This window comes from Alkalispirochaeta americana (assembly GCF_900156105.1).
Lineage (GTDB): Bacteria > Spirochaetota > Spirochaetia > DSM-27196 > Alkalispirochaetaceae > Alkalispirochaeta > Alkalispirochaeta americana.
In genome coordinates this window covers 1-13,167 of sequence record NZ_FTMS01000028.1, presented here as the reverse complement: position 1 = coordinate 13,167, position 13,167 = coordinate 1, and the positions used below count along the sequence as shown (strand labels likewise).

Genomic DNA, 13,167 nt, shown 5'->3' with positions numbered 1-13,167 from the left:
TCACAACATGACCTATCAGGAACTCATCGTGCGAATACAGAAACACCTGCCCGGTGAACATAAAGAATACGTCAACTACCTTACGTCACGGTATTTGTAGATAGAAGAAGGCAATTTGAGGTATTCAAAAACGCGATCGAGTTTACCGCTTCAAACCGCGCGGTGAAACGGTGGGAGATCTAGGTTTTGCTGTTTCCATCCGGCCCTCCCCTCTGGCGCGCGTGCTTTCTCGCATAGACCATGTGGCTCCGATTTCGGATAGAACAGCGCAGTCGCGCCGGCGTCTTCGTGTAATATCGGCCCGGGCTTCTTTCTTGAGCTTGCGCTCAGGGATTACTTTTCCTATGATTTTAATAATTCGTAACTCTGCTTTTACTTGCGAAAGTGAGGTATATGTATTGACTCCTTTGAGATGTTACGTATTTTGCGTATCGGCTTCAAAAATGGGGTATGATTTATGAAATTTCCGTTCATCGATGCGATGCTCGGGGATTCTTCAGATTTCTCTTTGCACCACCGGGTCTTTCATGTGGTTCTGCTCATCGGTATTGGAATGTCATTTTCCGGGGCTTTCATGAACCACGTTTTGGAGCTGGGCTGGGCCACTGTGGTAATACCTTTCGGCTGCGGCGTTGTGACGGTGGCGATGTACGCGGTTTCCCGGATTGGCCGCAAGTACGATTTTCCGGTACTGGTGATTTCCTTCATGCTGAGCCTGGTTTTTTTCCCGACCATGTGGGTTATTAATGGAGGTTTTCTGGGCAGTATCCCGTTTTATTTTATCTTCAACGCCGGCTTGTTGGCGGTATTGCTCCATGGCAGGCTGCGGATTGTAATGCTGGCAACTTTTTTTCTGGTGACCGCCGGGCTGATTCTTGCAGAGTACCACATGCCCCACCTGATCATCGGCTACGAATCCCCAACCGCAATGTACATCGACCTCTCTTTTGGGCTCGGAGTGGCCCTTGTATCTACTGCACTTCTTTTATCGGTGTTCATCGATAGTTATCTCAGCGAACGGCAACGGGCGGACGCGCTGGTCGATGAGCTTCGGGCCAAGAATGAAGAGATTGCCCAAAAGAATCGTCATCTGATCACGGAAAAGGACACCCTCCAGGCCATCGCCACCACAGACCCTCTCACCGGTTTGCATAATCGTCATTATATTACGGATGTTCTCAATGATTCCGTCCGTTCCGCAATTGCCGGAGACCGCATGGTGACGATAGCGATGGTTGATGTGGACCGCTTTAAAAGCCTGAACGACACCCACGGGCACCTCGCCGGGGACAGCGCTCTGTATCGTATTGCCCAAATGATCCAGGAAAACCTTCGACAGAAAGATCTGGTCGGACGTTACGGGGGTGATGAGTTTCTCATAATTTTGCCTGATACCAAGTTGCGTGAGGGCTGGGAGATTCTGGAGCGTGTGCGCAAGAAGATAGAGACAGCCCTGTGGCCGGAAGGCACCCCCCTAACCATCAGCGCCGGAGTCACGGAGATCAGTCTGGTTACCGACAGCGATCCGCTGGAGGTGGCGGACTCACTTCTTTATGAAGCCAAGCGCGCAAATCGCAACTGTATTGTCCGCGCGTGAAGGAAGAGCAGAAATACCTCTTCTGTGCAATGATTGAATACCAAGCAATGGGAACAGGAAGGCGGTGATCCGGAGGGTGGACTTTGAGTGAATCAAGACTACCGAAGGCCCACCGTCTGCCTTTTTGGTGAAAGACAATCCTGCTCTGGTCACGGCGCACAAAGTCTGTGCGCCTTTACCGTCGGCGACGGGATTGGCTACACGCCGATTGATCGTCGGGAGGCAAAGATGTTCTTCAACCTGGTAAAGTAATCCCGGACTGCGTCCATAACGTAGGGAGAAACGGCAACCATCCCCATATCATCCCTCATCATTCGCCGAACCGTCGTAGAGGACTTCGCCCGTCTGTTTAGAGATCAGGAGCAAGCGAGAACTTCTGAGTATGAGCCCGTCACTCCCGTCGTTCCACGGCGCACTGATAAACCAGCACGGCTCTTCAGGTTGACGGTAAATGTGGACATTCGCAGGGAGCCGCCGGTAGATACAAAATAGATCCGGTTCCGAGGCGCATCTCTGCCGCGCAATGGCAAGAGCAGCAGTCCTGCCGATTGGTGGAAAGAGCCTCAACCGGATCTGTTGGAACAGTCTTTTCATTCTTCCTCCTTTCTTTCACGTCTCAACTACAGTAGTTCGGTTATATCCCCTGATTCATAAATCACATAGTGCGGGCCTCAACACTCGCAACATGGCCGGGATTATATCACGACTCCGGCAAATCCGGACCGCCCTCAGAATGATATTACTGTCAAAAAGTAACTATGTATGCCAAAAAAATGGCGAGAGGCCGCAAGGGGGATAAACGACCTCTCGCCCCGATTGTTTCAATGCCAATTCTTCTTCACCGGAGGCCCCGAGACTCCCGGGGGCCCCGGCCGGAATCAGAACTCCAGAAGCTGACCCGTCTCGAAGGCTTCCTTGCACCGATAGGCGATCTCGGTACATTTGGTTCCGTCGTAGACCGATACCGAGGGTTTCCGGTCTTCCCGGATGCAGTCCACAAACTCCTGGATTTCCCGGACGTAACTGGATTCAAAGCGGTCCAGAAAGTTGTCGGAGCACTCCCGGCGCACGCCGTGAGAATCAAGAACCTCCACCATGTTTTTCTGGGGTACCGAAGCGATCCGCAGAATTCCCGTGGTGCCGATGATCTCGGTTTCCACGTTATACCCGTGGGGCGCTGTCCGTCCCGCGAAGAGAAAGACCATGGCGTCGTTCTGGAACTTCATGAGGCACGATACGTTGTCACCGTCGTTGTACTGACCGAACTCGGGGTGAGCATAGCAGCCTCCAATGGCGTAGACGTTTTGGGGCTCGCTTCCCACAAACCACCGGGCCAGATCGATATCGTGAACGGCCATATCCAGGAACTGGCCTCCGCTGTGGCCGGCGTACTTGATCGCCCCCTCGATGGAACTTTCCGGGTCCTGGCTGTAGGAGCGGAAGAGCACGGGCTTGCCAATGTCCCCGCGCATCACCTTCTCGTGGGCATACATATAGGATTCGTCGAAACGCCGCATGAAGCCGATCATGAAGACCCGATCGGGGTGAGCCTCCACGGCCCGTTCTGCCGTTTTGCACTCTTCCACGGTGACCCCCAGGGGCTTCTCGGTGAAGACATGCTTGCCTGCTTTCAGGGCTGCCTCGATCTGGCCGGTGTGAAGCCCCGAGGGCGAGACGATCACCACCGCATCGATCTCGGCGTTCTGAACCATCTGGTCAAAGTCGGTATAGCGATAGGGCACGCCCAGCCGATCCGCTGTTTGGGCCAAGAGGGTTTCGTCCAGATCACACAGGGCGTGCAACGACGCCCCGGGAATCTTGCTTGCAACGTTCTCGGCGTGGCGCAACCCAAGGCGCCCCAGCCCTACCGATCCGATTCGAATGTTCTTCATGGTACTGCCTCTCTTCTGGTCCACTCTCTGATTCCTGCCATCGATTTCTGTCGATTTCCACCGATTTCTATCGACCGCCACCTGTTCTATGCGGGGCATCAATCCTTGCGGGCGTTTTTCCGCATATCAATGATAACCGCTGCAATGATGATTGCTCCCTCGGTGACCTGCTGCCAGTAGGCATCGATCCCCAGGAGGGTAAAACCGTTCCGCATCACCGCCAGAACCAGGGCACCCACAACGGCTCCCCAGATCGTTCCGATTCCACCGGAGTGACTTGTTCCACCGATGGTGGTGGCGGCGATTGCCGTGAGCTCGTACATCTGGGCGGCTCCGGGATGAACACTTCCCACGCGACCGGCGAAGACCACCGCGGCAAGGCCCGCCATGAGTCCGCTGTAGGCGTAGATCATGATCAGGTTCTTGTCCACATCCACACCGGACACCTCTGCGGCCGTGGCGTTCCCGCCGATGGCGTAGACGTTCTTTCCGAACTTGGTGTTATTCAGAAGAATCCAGCTCAGGGCGATCGCCCCGGCGTAAATCAGGATCGGGATCGGGACCACGCCAAACAGGCGACCGCCGATAACACTCATGGAATCGAGGTTGCTGATGGGACGTCCGTTGGTATAGATCAAGGCAAATCCGCGAGCAATCGTCATCATACCCAGGGTTGCGATAAAGGGCGGAATCTTGGTCTTGGCAATAAAAAACCCGCTCAGCGCACCACAGGAAAGCCCGATCAGCAGAGCCACCAGAATGGGGATCAGCAGGGGGAGCTCACCCAGGTTGGGATAGTATTTGTTGGTTGCCAGGGAAGACTGGGCCACGCTGGCCGCCACCACCCCCGCAAAGGCCAGGATCGATCCAACCGAGAGGTCGATTCCCTTGGAAATGATGACAAAGGTGAGCCCCAGGGCCATGATCCCGAAGATCGATGCCTGGGTGAGAATGTTAAAGATGTTTGTTCTTCCCAGGAAGTTGGGCTCAGCGATGGTGAGACCAACAATCATCAGAAACAAGACGACAACGATACCGTATTTTTTCAGCTTTTCCTTAACCCATTCCGTCTGCATACCGTGCGAACTCAGCATATCTGTATCCTCCAGTTGTGGTCCGAGAAATCGTGGTTGTGCCTGTTCAGGCAGTTTCCTTGTTCATTGTGTTTGTTGCATAGGCCATAAGCGTGTCCTGGGTGAGATCGGGGGTGTTCTCCACAATTCCCGTGGCGACACCTTTGCACATCACCAGAATACGGTCGCTCATTCCCATTACCTCGGGCAACTCCGACGAGACCATGATGATCGTCTTGCCCTGCCCTGCCAGTTCGCTGATAAGACGGTGTATCTCCGCCTTGGTTCCCACATCGATCCCCCGGGTGGGCTCGTCCAGAAAGAGAATATCCGGTTGAGTCATGAGCCAGCGCGCCACCAGGACCTTTTGCTGGTTCCCGCCGCTGAGGAACATGATCTTTTGGTCCAGGTTTGGGGTCTTTACCTGGATGCTCTTCCGGTATTCCTCCGACTTCCGGGCGATCTTCCGTGCGCTGAGCAATTTTACCTTGTTCATGAACTGGCCCATGCTGGCGATGGTCATGTTAAATCCCACCGAGAGCATGGGGAAAATCCCCGAGGTCCGCCGGTCTTCTGTCAGAAGCGCCATGTTTGCCCGTATGGCGTCCTTGGGCGATTTGATCTCTACTTCCTTGCCATCGATCAGGATGGTACCGGAGGATTTCTTGTAGATGCCAAAAATTGTCTGGATCAGTTCGGTTCGGCCCGCGCCAACAAGCCCGGCAATTCCCAGGATCTCTCCCTTTCGTGCCGTGAAGCTCACATCGCGGAAAAAACGGCTGTGACTGAGGTTGCAAACCTCCAGCTTGACCTCTCCGATGGGACAGGGCGTTTTGGGGAAGAGCTCGTCCACATCGCGGCCAACCATCATGTTGATCATCTTCTGGACCGACAGGTCTTTTGTGACCTCTGTCCCGATATAGGTACCATCACGATAGACTGTAACGCGATCGGTTATTTCATAGATTTCTTCAAGCTTGTGGGATATGTAGATGATACTCTTTCCCTTGTCGCGCAGGGCGCGGACAATCTTGAAAAGCTGCTGAATTTCCTTCCCTGTCAGTGCCGATGTAGGCTCGTCCATGATGATCAGTTTTGCATCGTAGGACACCGCCTTGGCGATCTCGATCATCTGCATTTTGGCAACCGACAGGTTCTCCATCAGGGTGCGGGGATCTTCCTGAAGGTCGATCTCGGCAAGAACCTGCTTTGTTTTCTGGTACATGGCCTTGTGGTCCACCAGGCCGATTTTGTTCAGCGGTTCCCGGCCGAGCCAGATATTTTCCATGATTGACCGGTGCACCACAGGGCTTAACTCCTGGTGAATCATGGAAATACCCCGGTCCAGAGCCTTTTTGGGGGTGAACTCTGTGATCTCTTCGCCTTTAAATACGATACTTCCTGAAGTTGGAGCCTGTATTCCCGCGATACACTTTACCAGAGTGGATTTCCCCGCGCCGTTCTCGCCCATCAGGGCGTGAATCTCTCCGGGAGCTACCTCCAGGGAGACGTTGTTAAGCGCCAAAACACCGGGGAACTTCTTCACCACCCCTGACACTTCAAGAAGATTATTCTCTGCCGACATCAGTACTCCCTTTCACACGCAATGAGGGAGGGGGACAGCCCCCTCCCCCTGTCGTCTGGTTAGTCTATGAACTGATCCAGGTTGTCCTGGTTGATCAGCACGAAGGGCACCCAGGTGACCTGCTCCACTGACTCGCCTTTCAGGATCTGGTGAGCAAGACGTGCGCTTCCGCCGCCCTGGCCAACCGAGTCCTGCAGAACCGTGGCAGCCAGGATTCCCTGCCGCACCGCTTCCAGCGCATCGGGGATCGCATCGACACCCATGACGGGGACGTCGGTCCGGCCGGCGCTGCGAAGTGCCTCGGCTGCACCCAGGGCCATTTCGTCGTTGTTGGCCAGAATACCGTTGAGGCGGTTGCCGTAGGCGGTGATCCAGTTTTCCGTGAGGGACATTCCCTGATCGCGCTGCCACAGGCCGGTTTCCTTTGCAAGAACCCGAATGTTGGGGAACTCCTCGGCGATAACTTCCTCGTTTCCTTCGGTGCGGAGAATAGCGCCTTCGTTATCCAGCCGTCCCATGAGGATTGCCACGCCGCCTTCGCCGCCCAGCAGTTTTCCCATCTCTTCCATCTGCATGCGACCTGCCACGATCTCCTGGGAACCCACGTAGTAGACGTTCTCCGGAGGAGTTGTCTCGCCAAAGGGGTTGCGGTTTACAAAGATCAGGGGAACATTTGCCTCACTGGCTGCGCGAATAATGGGAGACATGGCGCTGGTGTCCACGGGAACCACGATCAGGGCATCTACTCCCTGGGTGATAAAGGTGTTCACCAGGTCCTGCTGCCGGATCACGTCTTCCTGGGCATCCTGGAAGGTGATCGATACGTCATCAACCTCGACAAAGTAATCCCGGGCCGCGTCCATAACATAGGTCTGAAAGGTGTCGTTGAAGTTGTTGCACACGTAACCAACCATGTATCCGTCCCGCGCCGTCTCTCGTCCGCCTGCGGCGAATACCAATCCTGTTGTTGCCAGCAATACTGCCAGCACTAAAGCAATCCGTCTCATTCTGTACCTCCATCGTTTTTTCTCCGGTTCCATGAACCGGCTCAAACCAAACTGAACCGGCACGCTCGGCGTACCGTTCTGCGATCGTTTCTGTTTAACCTATAATCACATTGTCTGATCATATCATAAGCTGACTTTTGATTGAGCGCAAGAAAAAAAACGGTCCGGAGCCTACTTTTTACAATAGAACTCCGAACCGTTTTTTTCAAATTCTTCTGTTGGTGTATGTCAGATGGTGCACGTCAGGGACATCAGCCCCTGAATGTCTCAGACCATGCGGTCCAGCACGTCCTGCACCGTTCCGCGGAACACGCCGGGAGCTTCCATTTTGATGCTCACCAGGGCTGCTGCGTAGGCCAGGGCTTCTTTTCGGGGGTGCGTGAGCTGACGGGCCAGATAGGCAGCAAAGCAGGTGTCGCCACGGCCGGTCCGTCCCGAAAGGTTCCGGGGGTTCAGGGGAGAACGAAACCGCTCCCCGTCCCGGGCTGCGATAAGAACCTCCGTGTTGTGGGTGATCATCACTTCCCGGGCTCCCATTTCCAGGAGCTTGTCGGCGGCGGCATCACGGTCGCTGGTGCCGGTGAGCAACTCCGCCTCGGCGGCGTCGGTTTTCAGAAACTGCACGTGGGGGAGGTATTCCTTTTTGGCTTCCCAGTCCCGAAATATCATGTCCCCCTCCCGGGAGAAGCGAACCACTCCCTGGGCGTCGATCGCCACGGGGGCTCGTCCTGCCAGATCCTTGATCAGCGTCTCGGGGATCTCTCCCACAAAGAGTCCTGCCAGGTGGTAGATCTTTACTGTGTCCTCGGGGATTTCGTCCAGCGTAAAGGGGGTGGCCGAGGAGAGGAGCGTTACCGTTCGCCGCTCGTGGTCCGATGTCTCGTAGAGATTATGGATCGAGGTGGTCTCGGGGCTCTCGCGGACCGTCACCGTGGCTCCGCACTCGTGGAGGATCGAGAGTTTTTCCTGATCTTCCCGGGAGGCCTTGGTCACCACGTGAACCGACGCTCCCGTGCGGGTTGCCGAAGCGGAAGAATAGATCACCGGGCCGCCAAAGACGTGCTGGACTCCTTCGGGATCTTCGATGATATCCTTGGAAACGTGACCAATCATCATAATGTCGTGCATGGTATCCTCTTAAAAAAGGACGGGACCTCTGTCCCGCCCTGTGGTTAGTTTATTTTCCCCCGGCCGGGGACTTCTTCAGTCCCGGCCCGGGCGTTGCGAAATCTCCGGCCCGGGAGCCTCAAGCCCCCGGAAACCTCAAGACCAGAGAAGGGAGAGTCCCGATTCGGGATCGAAGAACTGCACACTGGCCATGTCGAACTTCATCCCCACATGGTCTCCCAGATGAACCGATTCACCCGGAGCCGAGAGGAACTGGATCCGCTGGCCGTCTACGTCGCAGACCACCAGGTTTTCCCGCCCCATGGACTCTACAAAGGTTACCGCCGAATAGGCGTCGGCCGTGGCCTGGGGTTCCAGGAAGACGCTTTCGGGCCGAATACCAAGCTTCACGGCGCGTTTCTCGCCCGAGAGTTTGGGCACCCGCTCTTTGGGAACCTCCAGCTCAACCTTTCCGCCGGCAAGAATAGCGGTTGGTTTTCCGCCTTTCATGACAAACTCCGCGTCCAGGATGTTCATCGAGGGACTTCCGATAAACTGAGCGATAAAGATCGTCCGGGGACGCTCGTGGAGTTCTCCCGGGGGAACGTAGGCCAGGAGGTTTCCGTCCTGCATGACCGCAACCTTGTCGGCCATGGACATGGCTTCTACCTGGTCATGGGTAACGTAGACGCTGGTAATTCCCAGTTCGACCTGAAGGCGCTTGATCTCTTCCCGCATGGACATCCGCAACCGGGCGTCCAGGTTGGAGAGGGGCTCATCGAAGAGGAGCAGTTTGGGCCGTTTGATCAGGGCCCGGGCCAGGGCCACGCGCTGCTGCTGACCTCCCGAGAGCTGGGCCGGCGAGCGGTCCAGAAGGTGTCCGATTCCGAGCATGTCGGCCACGCGCTTTGCTTCGCGCTGCATCTCGTCCTTGGGACGCTTTTTCAGAACCAGCGAGAAGACGATGTTCTCGTAGGCGCTCATATGGGGATAGAGGGCGTAGCTCTGGAAGACCATCCCGATATCCCGCTCTTTGGGCTGGAGCTCGTTCACCCGCACGCCGTCAAAGAGGATGTCTCCCGACGTGGGTTTATAGACTCCGGCTATGTTCAACAGGGTTGTTGTCTTTCCACAGCCCGAGGGGCCGAGAAAGGCCGCAAGTTCTCCGTGGCCAACTTCCAGCGAGACATCCCGCACGGCAACGGCGTCACGGAACGTTTTGTTCAGGTTCACCAATTCCATTTTCATTGTTGTATCCCCTAATTCCTTTTCTTTCGTGTTAGATGCAGATGATCAACCCTTCAGGGGATCAGCCGCCACCCTTCATGCCGCCGCCAAAAATTGTGAGGAGGTATTTCTGGGTAAAGATGTAAAACATGAGAATCGGCAAGAGCTGAAACAGCGCTACGGCCGAGACCAAGCCATAATCGATCGCCCTGTCCCCGCTGGTGAGCAGGTTCAGGTAGGTGGACATGACCGAGGTTCTGTCATCCAGCATGAAGGTGTAGGGAATGATAAAGGCACTCCACCCGTGCATGAAGGAGAAAATTCCCAGGGCAGCGATACCCGGACGAATCTGGGGAATCAGAATCTGCCACCACGTGCGAAACCGGGAACAACCGTCGATCAGGGCAGCCCGTTCCAGATCCCACGAGACGTTGTCAAAGAATCCCTTCATGAGCCAGATTCCCAGGGGCAGCAAAAAGGAGATGCTCACCAGGATAACACCACCCAGGGTGTTGTATCCGAACCCTCCGATGATGGGTATTCCCCGGCCGATCACCGGTATGCCCGCGATAAAGCGCAAGACAAAGAAGATCGCGATCAGCAGGGTCACGCTGGGAAAAGCGTGGAGAACCAGCGACAGGGACAGATAGGCCTTGCGCCCGCGAAAGGTCATTCGCGCCAGGGGATAGGCGGCGGCACAGGAGATCAGCAGAATGCCGACCGTCAAGCCCGTTGCCAGGATCAGGGTATTTCCCGCAAGACGCCACAACAGGGGATCTCTGACGATAGTCATCCAGTTCCGCATGGTAAAGCCGCCGATGGGACGCATACCGTACATATTCACGCTGAACGTACGGACAAAGACCCACAGGTAGCCCAGAAGAATCGGCGCCGATATGACCAGAATAAGAGCGATCGGCACAGATTTGAAAAATAGTATCTTCGGCCTCATTTGTTATACCTCGTTTCTAGAGCACATCGATCTTCGGTTCCTGCACCAGGTCATCGAACCGGAAGTACCGCATGTATACCAGCGAAAACACGAGCCCCACCACAACCAGCATGGTCGTAATAGCTGCTCCCATGGCGTACTGAAAGTTTCCGTAGTAGCTGTTCAGGGCCAGGTTGAAGGACCAGAGCGCCCAGACCTCGGTGTTGAAGTTTCCACCCGTAAGAACAAGGATGTGTTCGTAGGAGGTCAGCAACGAGAGCGTCTGGTAGGTGGTCACAAAGAGCATGGGCCATTTCAACTGCGGCAGAATGATGTAGCGAATCCGCTGGAGGATCGATGCGCCGTCCACCAGAGATGAGACCATTATGTCTTTTCGTATCGATTCTATTGCCGAGGTGAAGATGATCATGCCGAAAGACGCACCGACAAAGCCGTTCATGAGAACAATGAACAGAAAGGGGTGCTGGGGTATTAAGTTAGTTGTTGAGCCGCCCAGGGGGGCCAGGATCATGGATGTGATAATCCCGTGAGGGGGAGCGGCAGCCATGATCTGCCACATGAAAGCGTAGACTACCACCGGGGTAATCCGGGGCAGCAACCAGACAGCGCGAAAGAAAGCACCGGCTTTTTTCGGGATGTGGGTTGTGATGAGCGAAATGACCAGGGCCATTCCAACGTTAAAGAATACCAGCGTAAACAGTACGTAGCGCAGTGTTAGCCAAAATTTTCTGATGGTATCGGGATATCCCAGTATCCGCCGGTAGTTTTCCAGTCCGACCCAACTCCACCGATCAAGTCCCGTGATGGTACTCATATTGGTGAGAGAGATCAGCACTGTCAGCACAACCGGCAGGAAGTAGAATATCAGCATAATCAACGCCGAGGGCAACAGAAACCAGAACCAGGCACGGTTCGGCTTTCTTTGGCTCCTGGCAGGGAAAATTTTTGACAACAACCCGCTCAGCGATTTGGAGGCTTCCATGTTTGTTCCTTTGGAAAAAGATGTCAGCACCCTGTCCGCCCCCGGACCGGGGACGGACAGAATGCGTCAAAATTAAGATGCGCCGCTTCTTACCGTAGCTTATCGGACGACAACAGCGTCTCCCAGCTCATGCTGCAACCGCTGAACTGCTTCATCCACACCCTGCTCGGGAGTGACCTCACCGGCCTGAACCGATACCATGGTGCGGTACACTACGTCGAACCACTGGCCGTAGGAGGGGTGGTTCGGGGCAAAGTAGTTGTAGTCGGCCATGTAACTCACGTCGGAGAGGAACTCCGCTGCAAGGTAATCGGGATCATCCAGCTGAGAGTTCAGAATAGCCGTATGAGCACTGATGACAGCGTGGCGTGTGTTCAGATCAGTGTCGGTCATGTGAGCGATAGCACGGATAACCAGATCCTGGTTGCTCCGGCGCGTTGCCCGCTCGCTGCATGCCATGTAGATCACGGGATGCGACAGCGTTACGCCGGGCTCTCCGGGGATACCCGAGGGTTGCAGGGCGTAGCCGAACTTCTCGAAGAGCTCTGCCTCACCGCCGGCAGCGTTGTTTACAGCCCAGCCAGCCCAGGACCAGACACCAGCGTTAAAGAACAGCACATCGTGGTTTACCACAGTGTCGTGCCAGACGTCCCAACTGGTACCGATGAAGTTCTCGGGAGTAATTCCCGTGGTCACGACACGGCGGTGGAAGTCAAAGAACTTCCGCAGGGGCTCGCGGCTGATCACCAGACGGTCGCTCTCAGCATCGTAGATCTCGCCACCGTAGGCAACGTAGAACTGGGTGAAGTCACCACCAGCGGAGGGTCGGTGCCAGTAGCCGTAGCCAGGCTTCACCACTCCCTGATCGATTCCGTCCTGGGCAGTCTTGATCAGATCGTCCAGAGTGAACTCACCCGACCGGATCTGCTGGGGCAGAGCATCGATCTCGGCATCGCTCCAGCCCATTTCCTTCAGCAAGACCTTGTTGAAGTACATGGGGCGGGCTTCTGTGTCCTGAGGGACACCCCAGATCTTGCCGTTCCACGTAACAGAATCCCAGAAGGGCTCGATCACGTCGGCAAACTGGGGATACATGGCCTGGACCTCGGCAACAGAGTTGGCGACAGGCACGATGTATCCGGACTGCGCCCAGAGCGCCACGTCGGTGTGACCCGAAACAACGATGTCCGGAGCCTCTCCTGCCTCAGCAGAAAGAGCAAAGCGCCGCTTGAACTCGGTCCAGCCAGCGGGATCGCTCACAGCATCGGCAACCAGGGTGATTTCCCGACCTTCCTGGCGCATCTCTGCCTGCATTCTCTCCAGTGCAGTGATCAGGTTCAGCGCACGATACCGGTCCGGCCCATCGGGAGGAGCGTTCCCCGCCCACAAGGAGATGGTCACCCTCTCGGGCCCTGCCTCTTTTTCCCCTGAACCTCCGGCAAAAGCCATCGGAACTACCAGCGCAACCAGCAATGCACCAATGAGTGCGTTCATTAAACAACGTTTCATAATTACCTCCTATAAACGTATCATCACATTGTCAGATGTTCATGATAGAACGACATTTGGTATAAGGCAAGGAAATATTTCCCCGATTTCCTCACAGGTTTCTCACAGGATTCCTCATACCAATGCCATCCTGACGTCATCCCTAACCGGCAAGAGCGAGCAACACTCCCGCGGCCACGGCGGATCCGATCACACCGGCCACGTTGGGGCCCATGGCGTTCATGAGAAGGAAGTTC

11 protein-coding genes are annotated in these 13,167 nt (G+C 55.4%); 1 reads left to right on the top strand and 10 read right to left on the bottom strand.

Annotated elements, in window-relative coordinates:
• Positions 1–529 precede the first annotated feature (529 nt).
• Entirely contained in the window at positions 530–1,597 is a 1,068-nt protein-coding gene (locus BW950_RS13975; RefSeq protein ID WP_159438814.1) for a GGDEF domain-containing protein, read from the top strand.
• A gap of 878 nt (positions 1,598–2,475) precedes the next feature.
• Here BW950_RS13975 and iolG read toward each other — a convergent pair.
• The 10 genes from iolG to BW950_RS13920 form a co-directional block, all read right to left on the bottom strand.
• Positions 2,476–3,489, bottom strand: coding sequence for an inositol 2-dehydrogenase (gene iolG, locus BW950_RS13965; RefSeq protein WP_076489920.1), 1,014 nt, complete (start codon positions 3,487–3,489; stop codon positions 2,476–2,478).
• A 98-nt stretch (positions 3,490–3,587) separates the two neighbouring features.
• Positions 3,588–4,583, bottom strand: a complete 996-nt coding sequence (locus BW950_RS13960) for an ABC transporter permease (protein WP_076489917.1) — start codon at positions 4,581–4,583, stop codon at positions 3,588–3,590.
• Positions 4,584–4,629: 46 nt separating this feature from the next.
• Positions 4,630–6,147 carry a sugar ABC transporter ATP-binding protein gene (locus BW950_RS13955; protein WP_076489916.1) on the bottom strand — a complete coding sequence of 506 codons (1,518 nt, stop codon included), beginning with the start codon at positions 6,145–6,147 and terminating at the stop codon, positions 4,630–4,632.
• Between the two features lie 59 nt (positions 6,148–6,206).
• Complete coding sequence (locus BW950_RS13950) at positions 6,207–7,154, bottom strand: sugar ABC transporter substrate-binding protein (RefSeq protein WP_076489915.1); 948 nt, start codon at positions 7,152–7,154, stop codon at positions 6,207–6,209.
• Between the two features lie 267 nt (positions 7,155–7,421).
• The gene (locus tag BW950_RS13945; protein WP_076489914.1) at positions 7,422–8,282 is read right to left on the bottom strand and encodes a PfkB family carbohydrate kinase; all 861 of its coding nucleotides are present in this window, start codon (positions 8,280–8,282) and stop codon (positions 7,422–7,424) included.
• Between the two features lie 135 nt (positions 8,283–8,417).
• Positions 8,418–9,509 (bottom strand): ABC transporter ATP-binding protein, encoded by a 1,092-nt coding sequence (locus BW950_RS13940; RefSeq protein ID WP_076489913.1) that lies wholly within the window; start codon positions 9,507–9,509, stop codon positions 8,418–8,420.
• 61 nt (positions 9,510–9,570) lie between these two features.
• Positions 9,571–10,440: a carbohydrate ABC transporter permease gene (locus BW950_RS13935; RefSeq protein WP_076489912.1), complete on the bottom strand. Its 870-nt coding sequence runs from the start codon at positions 10,438–10,440 to the stop codon at positions 9,571–9,573.
• Positions 10,441–10,456: 16 nt separating this feature from the next.
• Entirely contained in the window at positions 10,457–11,311 is an 855-nt protein-coding gene (locus BW950_RS13930; protein ID WP_083944050.1) for a carbohydrate ABC transporter permease, read from the bottom strand.
• A 210-nt stretch (positions 11,312–11,521) separates the two neighbouring features.
• Positions 11,522–12,931, bottom strand: coding sequence for an ABC transporter substrate-binding protein (locus BW950_RS13925; protein ID WP_076489910.1), 1,410 nt, complete (start codon positions 12,929–12,931; stop codon positions 11,522–11,524).
• Positions 12,932–13,073: 142 nt separating this feature from the next.
• Complete coding sequence (locus BW950_RS13920) at positions 13,074–13,154, bottom strand: hypothetical protein (protein WP_499697572.1); 81 nt, start codon at positions 13,152–13,154, stop codon at positions 13,074–13,076.
• Positions 13,155–13,167 lie beyond the last annotated feature (13 nt).

Excerpts from the sequence above, each read along its gene's own strand:
- iolG (WP_076489920.1), bottom strand. The coding sequence starts at position 3,489 with ATGAAGAACATTCGAATCGGATCGGTAGGGCTGGGGCGCCTTGGGTTG.
- BW950_RS13960 (WP_076489917.1), bottom strand. The coding sequence starts at position 4,583 with ATGCTGAGTTCGCACGGTATGCAGACGGAATGGGTTAAGGAAAAGCTG.
- BW950_RS13955 (WP_076489916.1), bottom strand. The coding sequence starts at position 6,147 with ATGTCGGCAGAGAATAATCTTCTTGAAGTGTCAGGGGTGGTGAAGAAG.
- BW950_RS13950 (WP_076489915.1), bottom strand. The coding sequence starts at position 7,154 with ATGAGACGGATTGCTTTAGTGCTGGCAGTATTGCTGGCAACAACAGGA.
- BW950_RS13945 (WP_076489914.1), bottom strand. The coding sequence starts at position 8,282 with ATGCACGACATTATGATGATTGGTCACGTTTCCAAGGATATCATCGAA.
- BW950_RS13940 (WP_076489913.1), bottom strand. The coding sequence starts at position 9,509 with ATGAAAATGGAATTGGTGAACCTGAACAAAACGTTCCGTGACGCCGTT.
- BW950_RS13935 (WP_076489912.1), bottom strand. The coding sequence starts at position 10,440 with ATGAGGCCGAAGATACTATTTTTCAAATCTGTGCCGATCGCTCTTATT.
- BW950_RS13930 (WP_083944050.1), bottom strand. The coding sequence starts at position 11,311 with ATGCTGATATTCTACTTCCTGCCGGTTGTGCTGACAGTGCTGATCTCT.
- BW950_RS13925 (WP_076489910.1), bottom strand. The coding sequence starts at position 12,931 with ATGAAACGTTGTTTAATGAACGCACTCATTGGTGCATTGCTGGTTGCG.
- BW950_RS13920 (WP_499697572.1), bottom strand. The coding sequence starts at position 13,154 with ATGAACGCCATGGGCCCCAACGTGGCCGGTGTGATCGGATCCGCCGTG.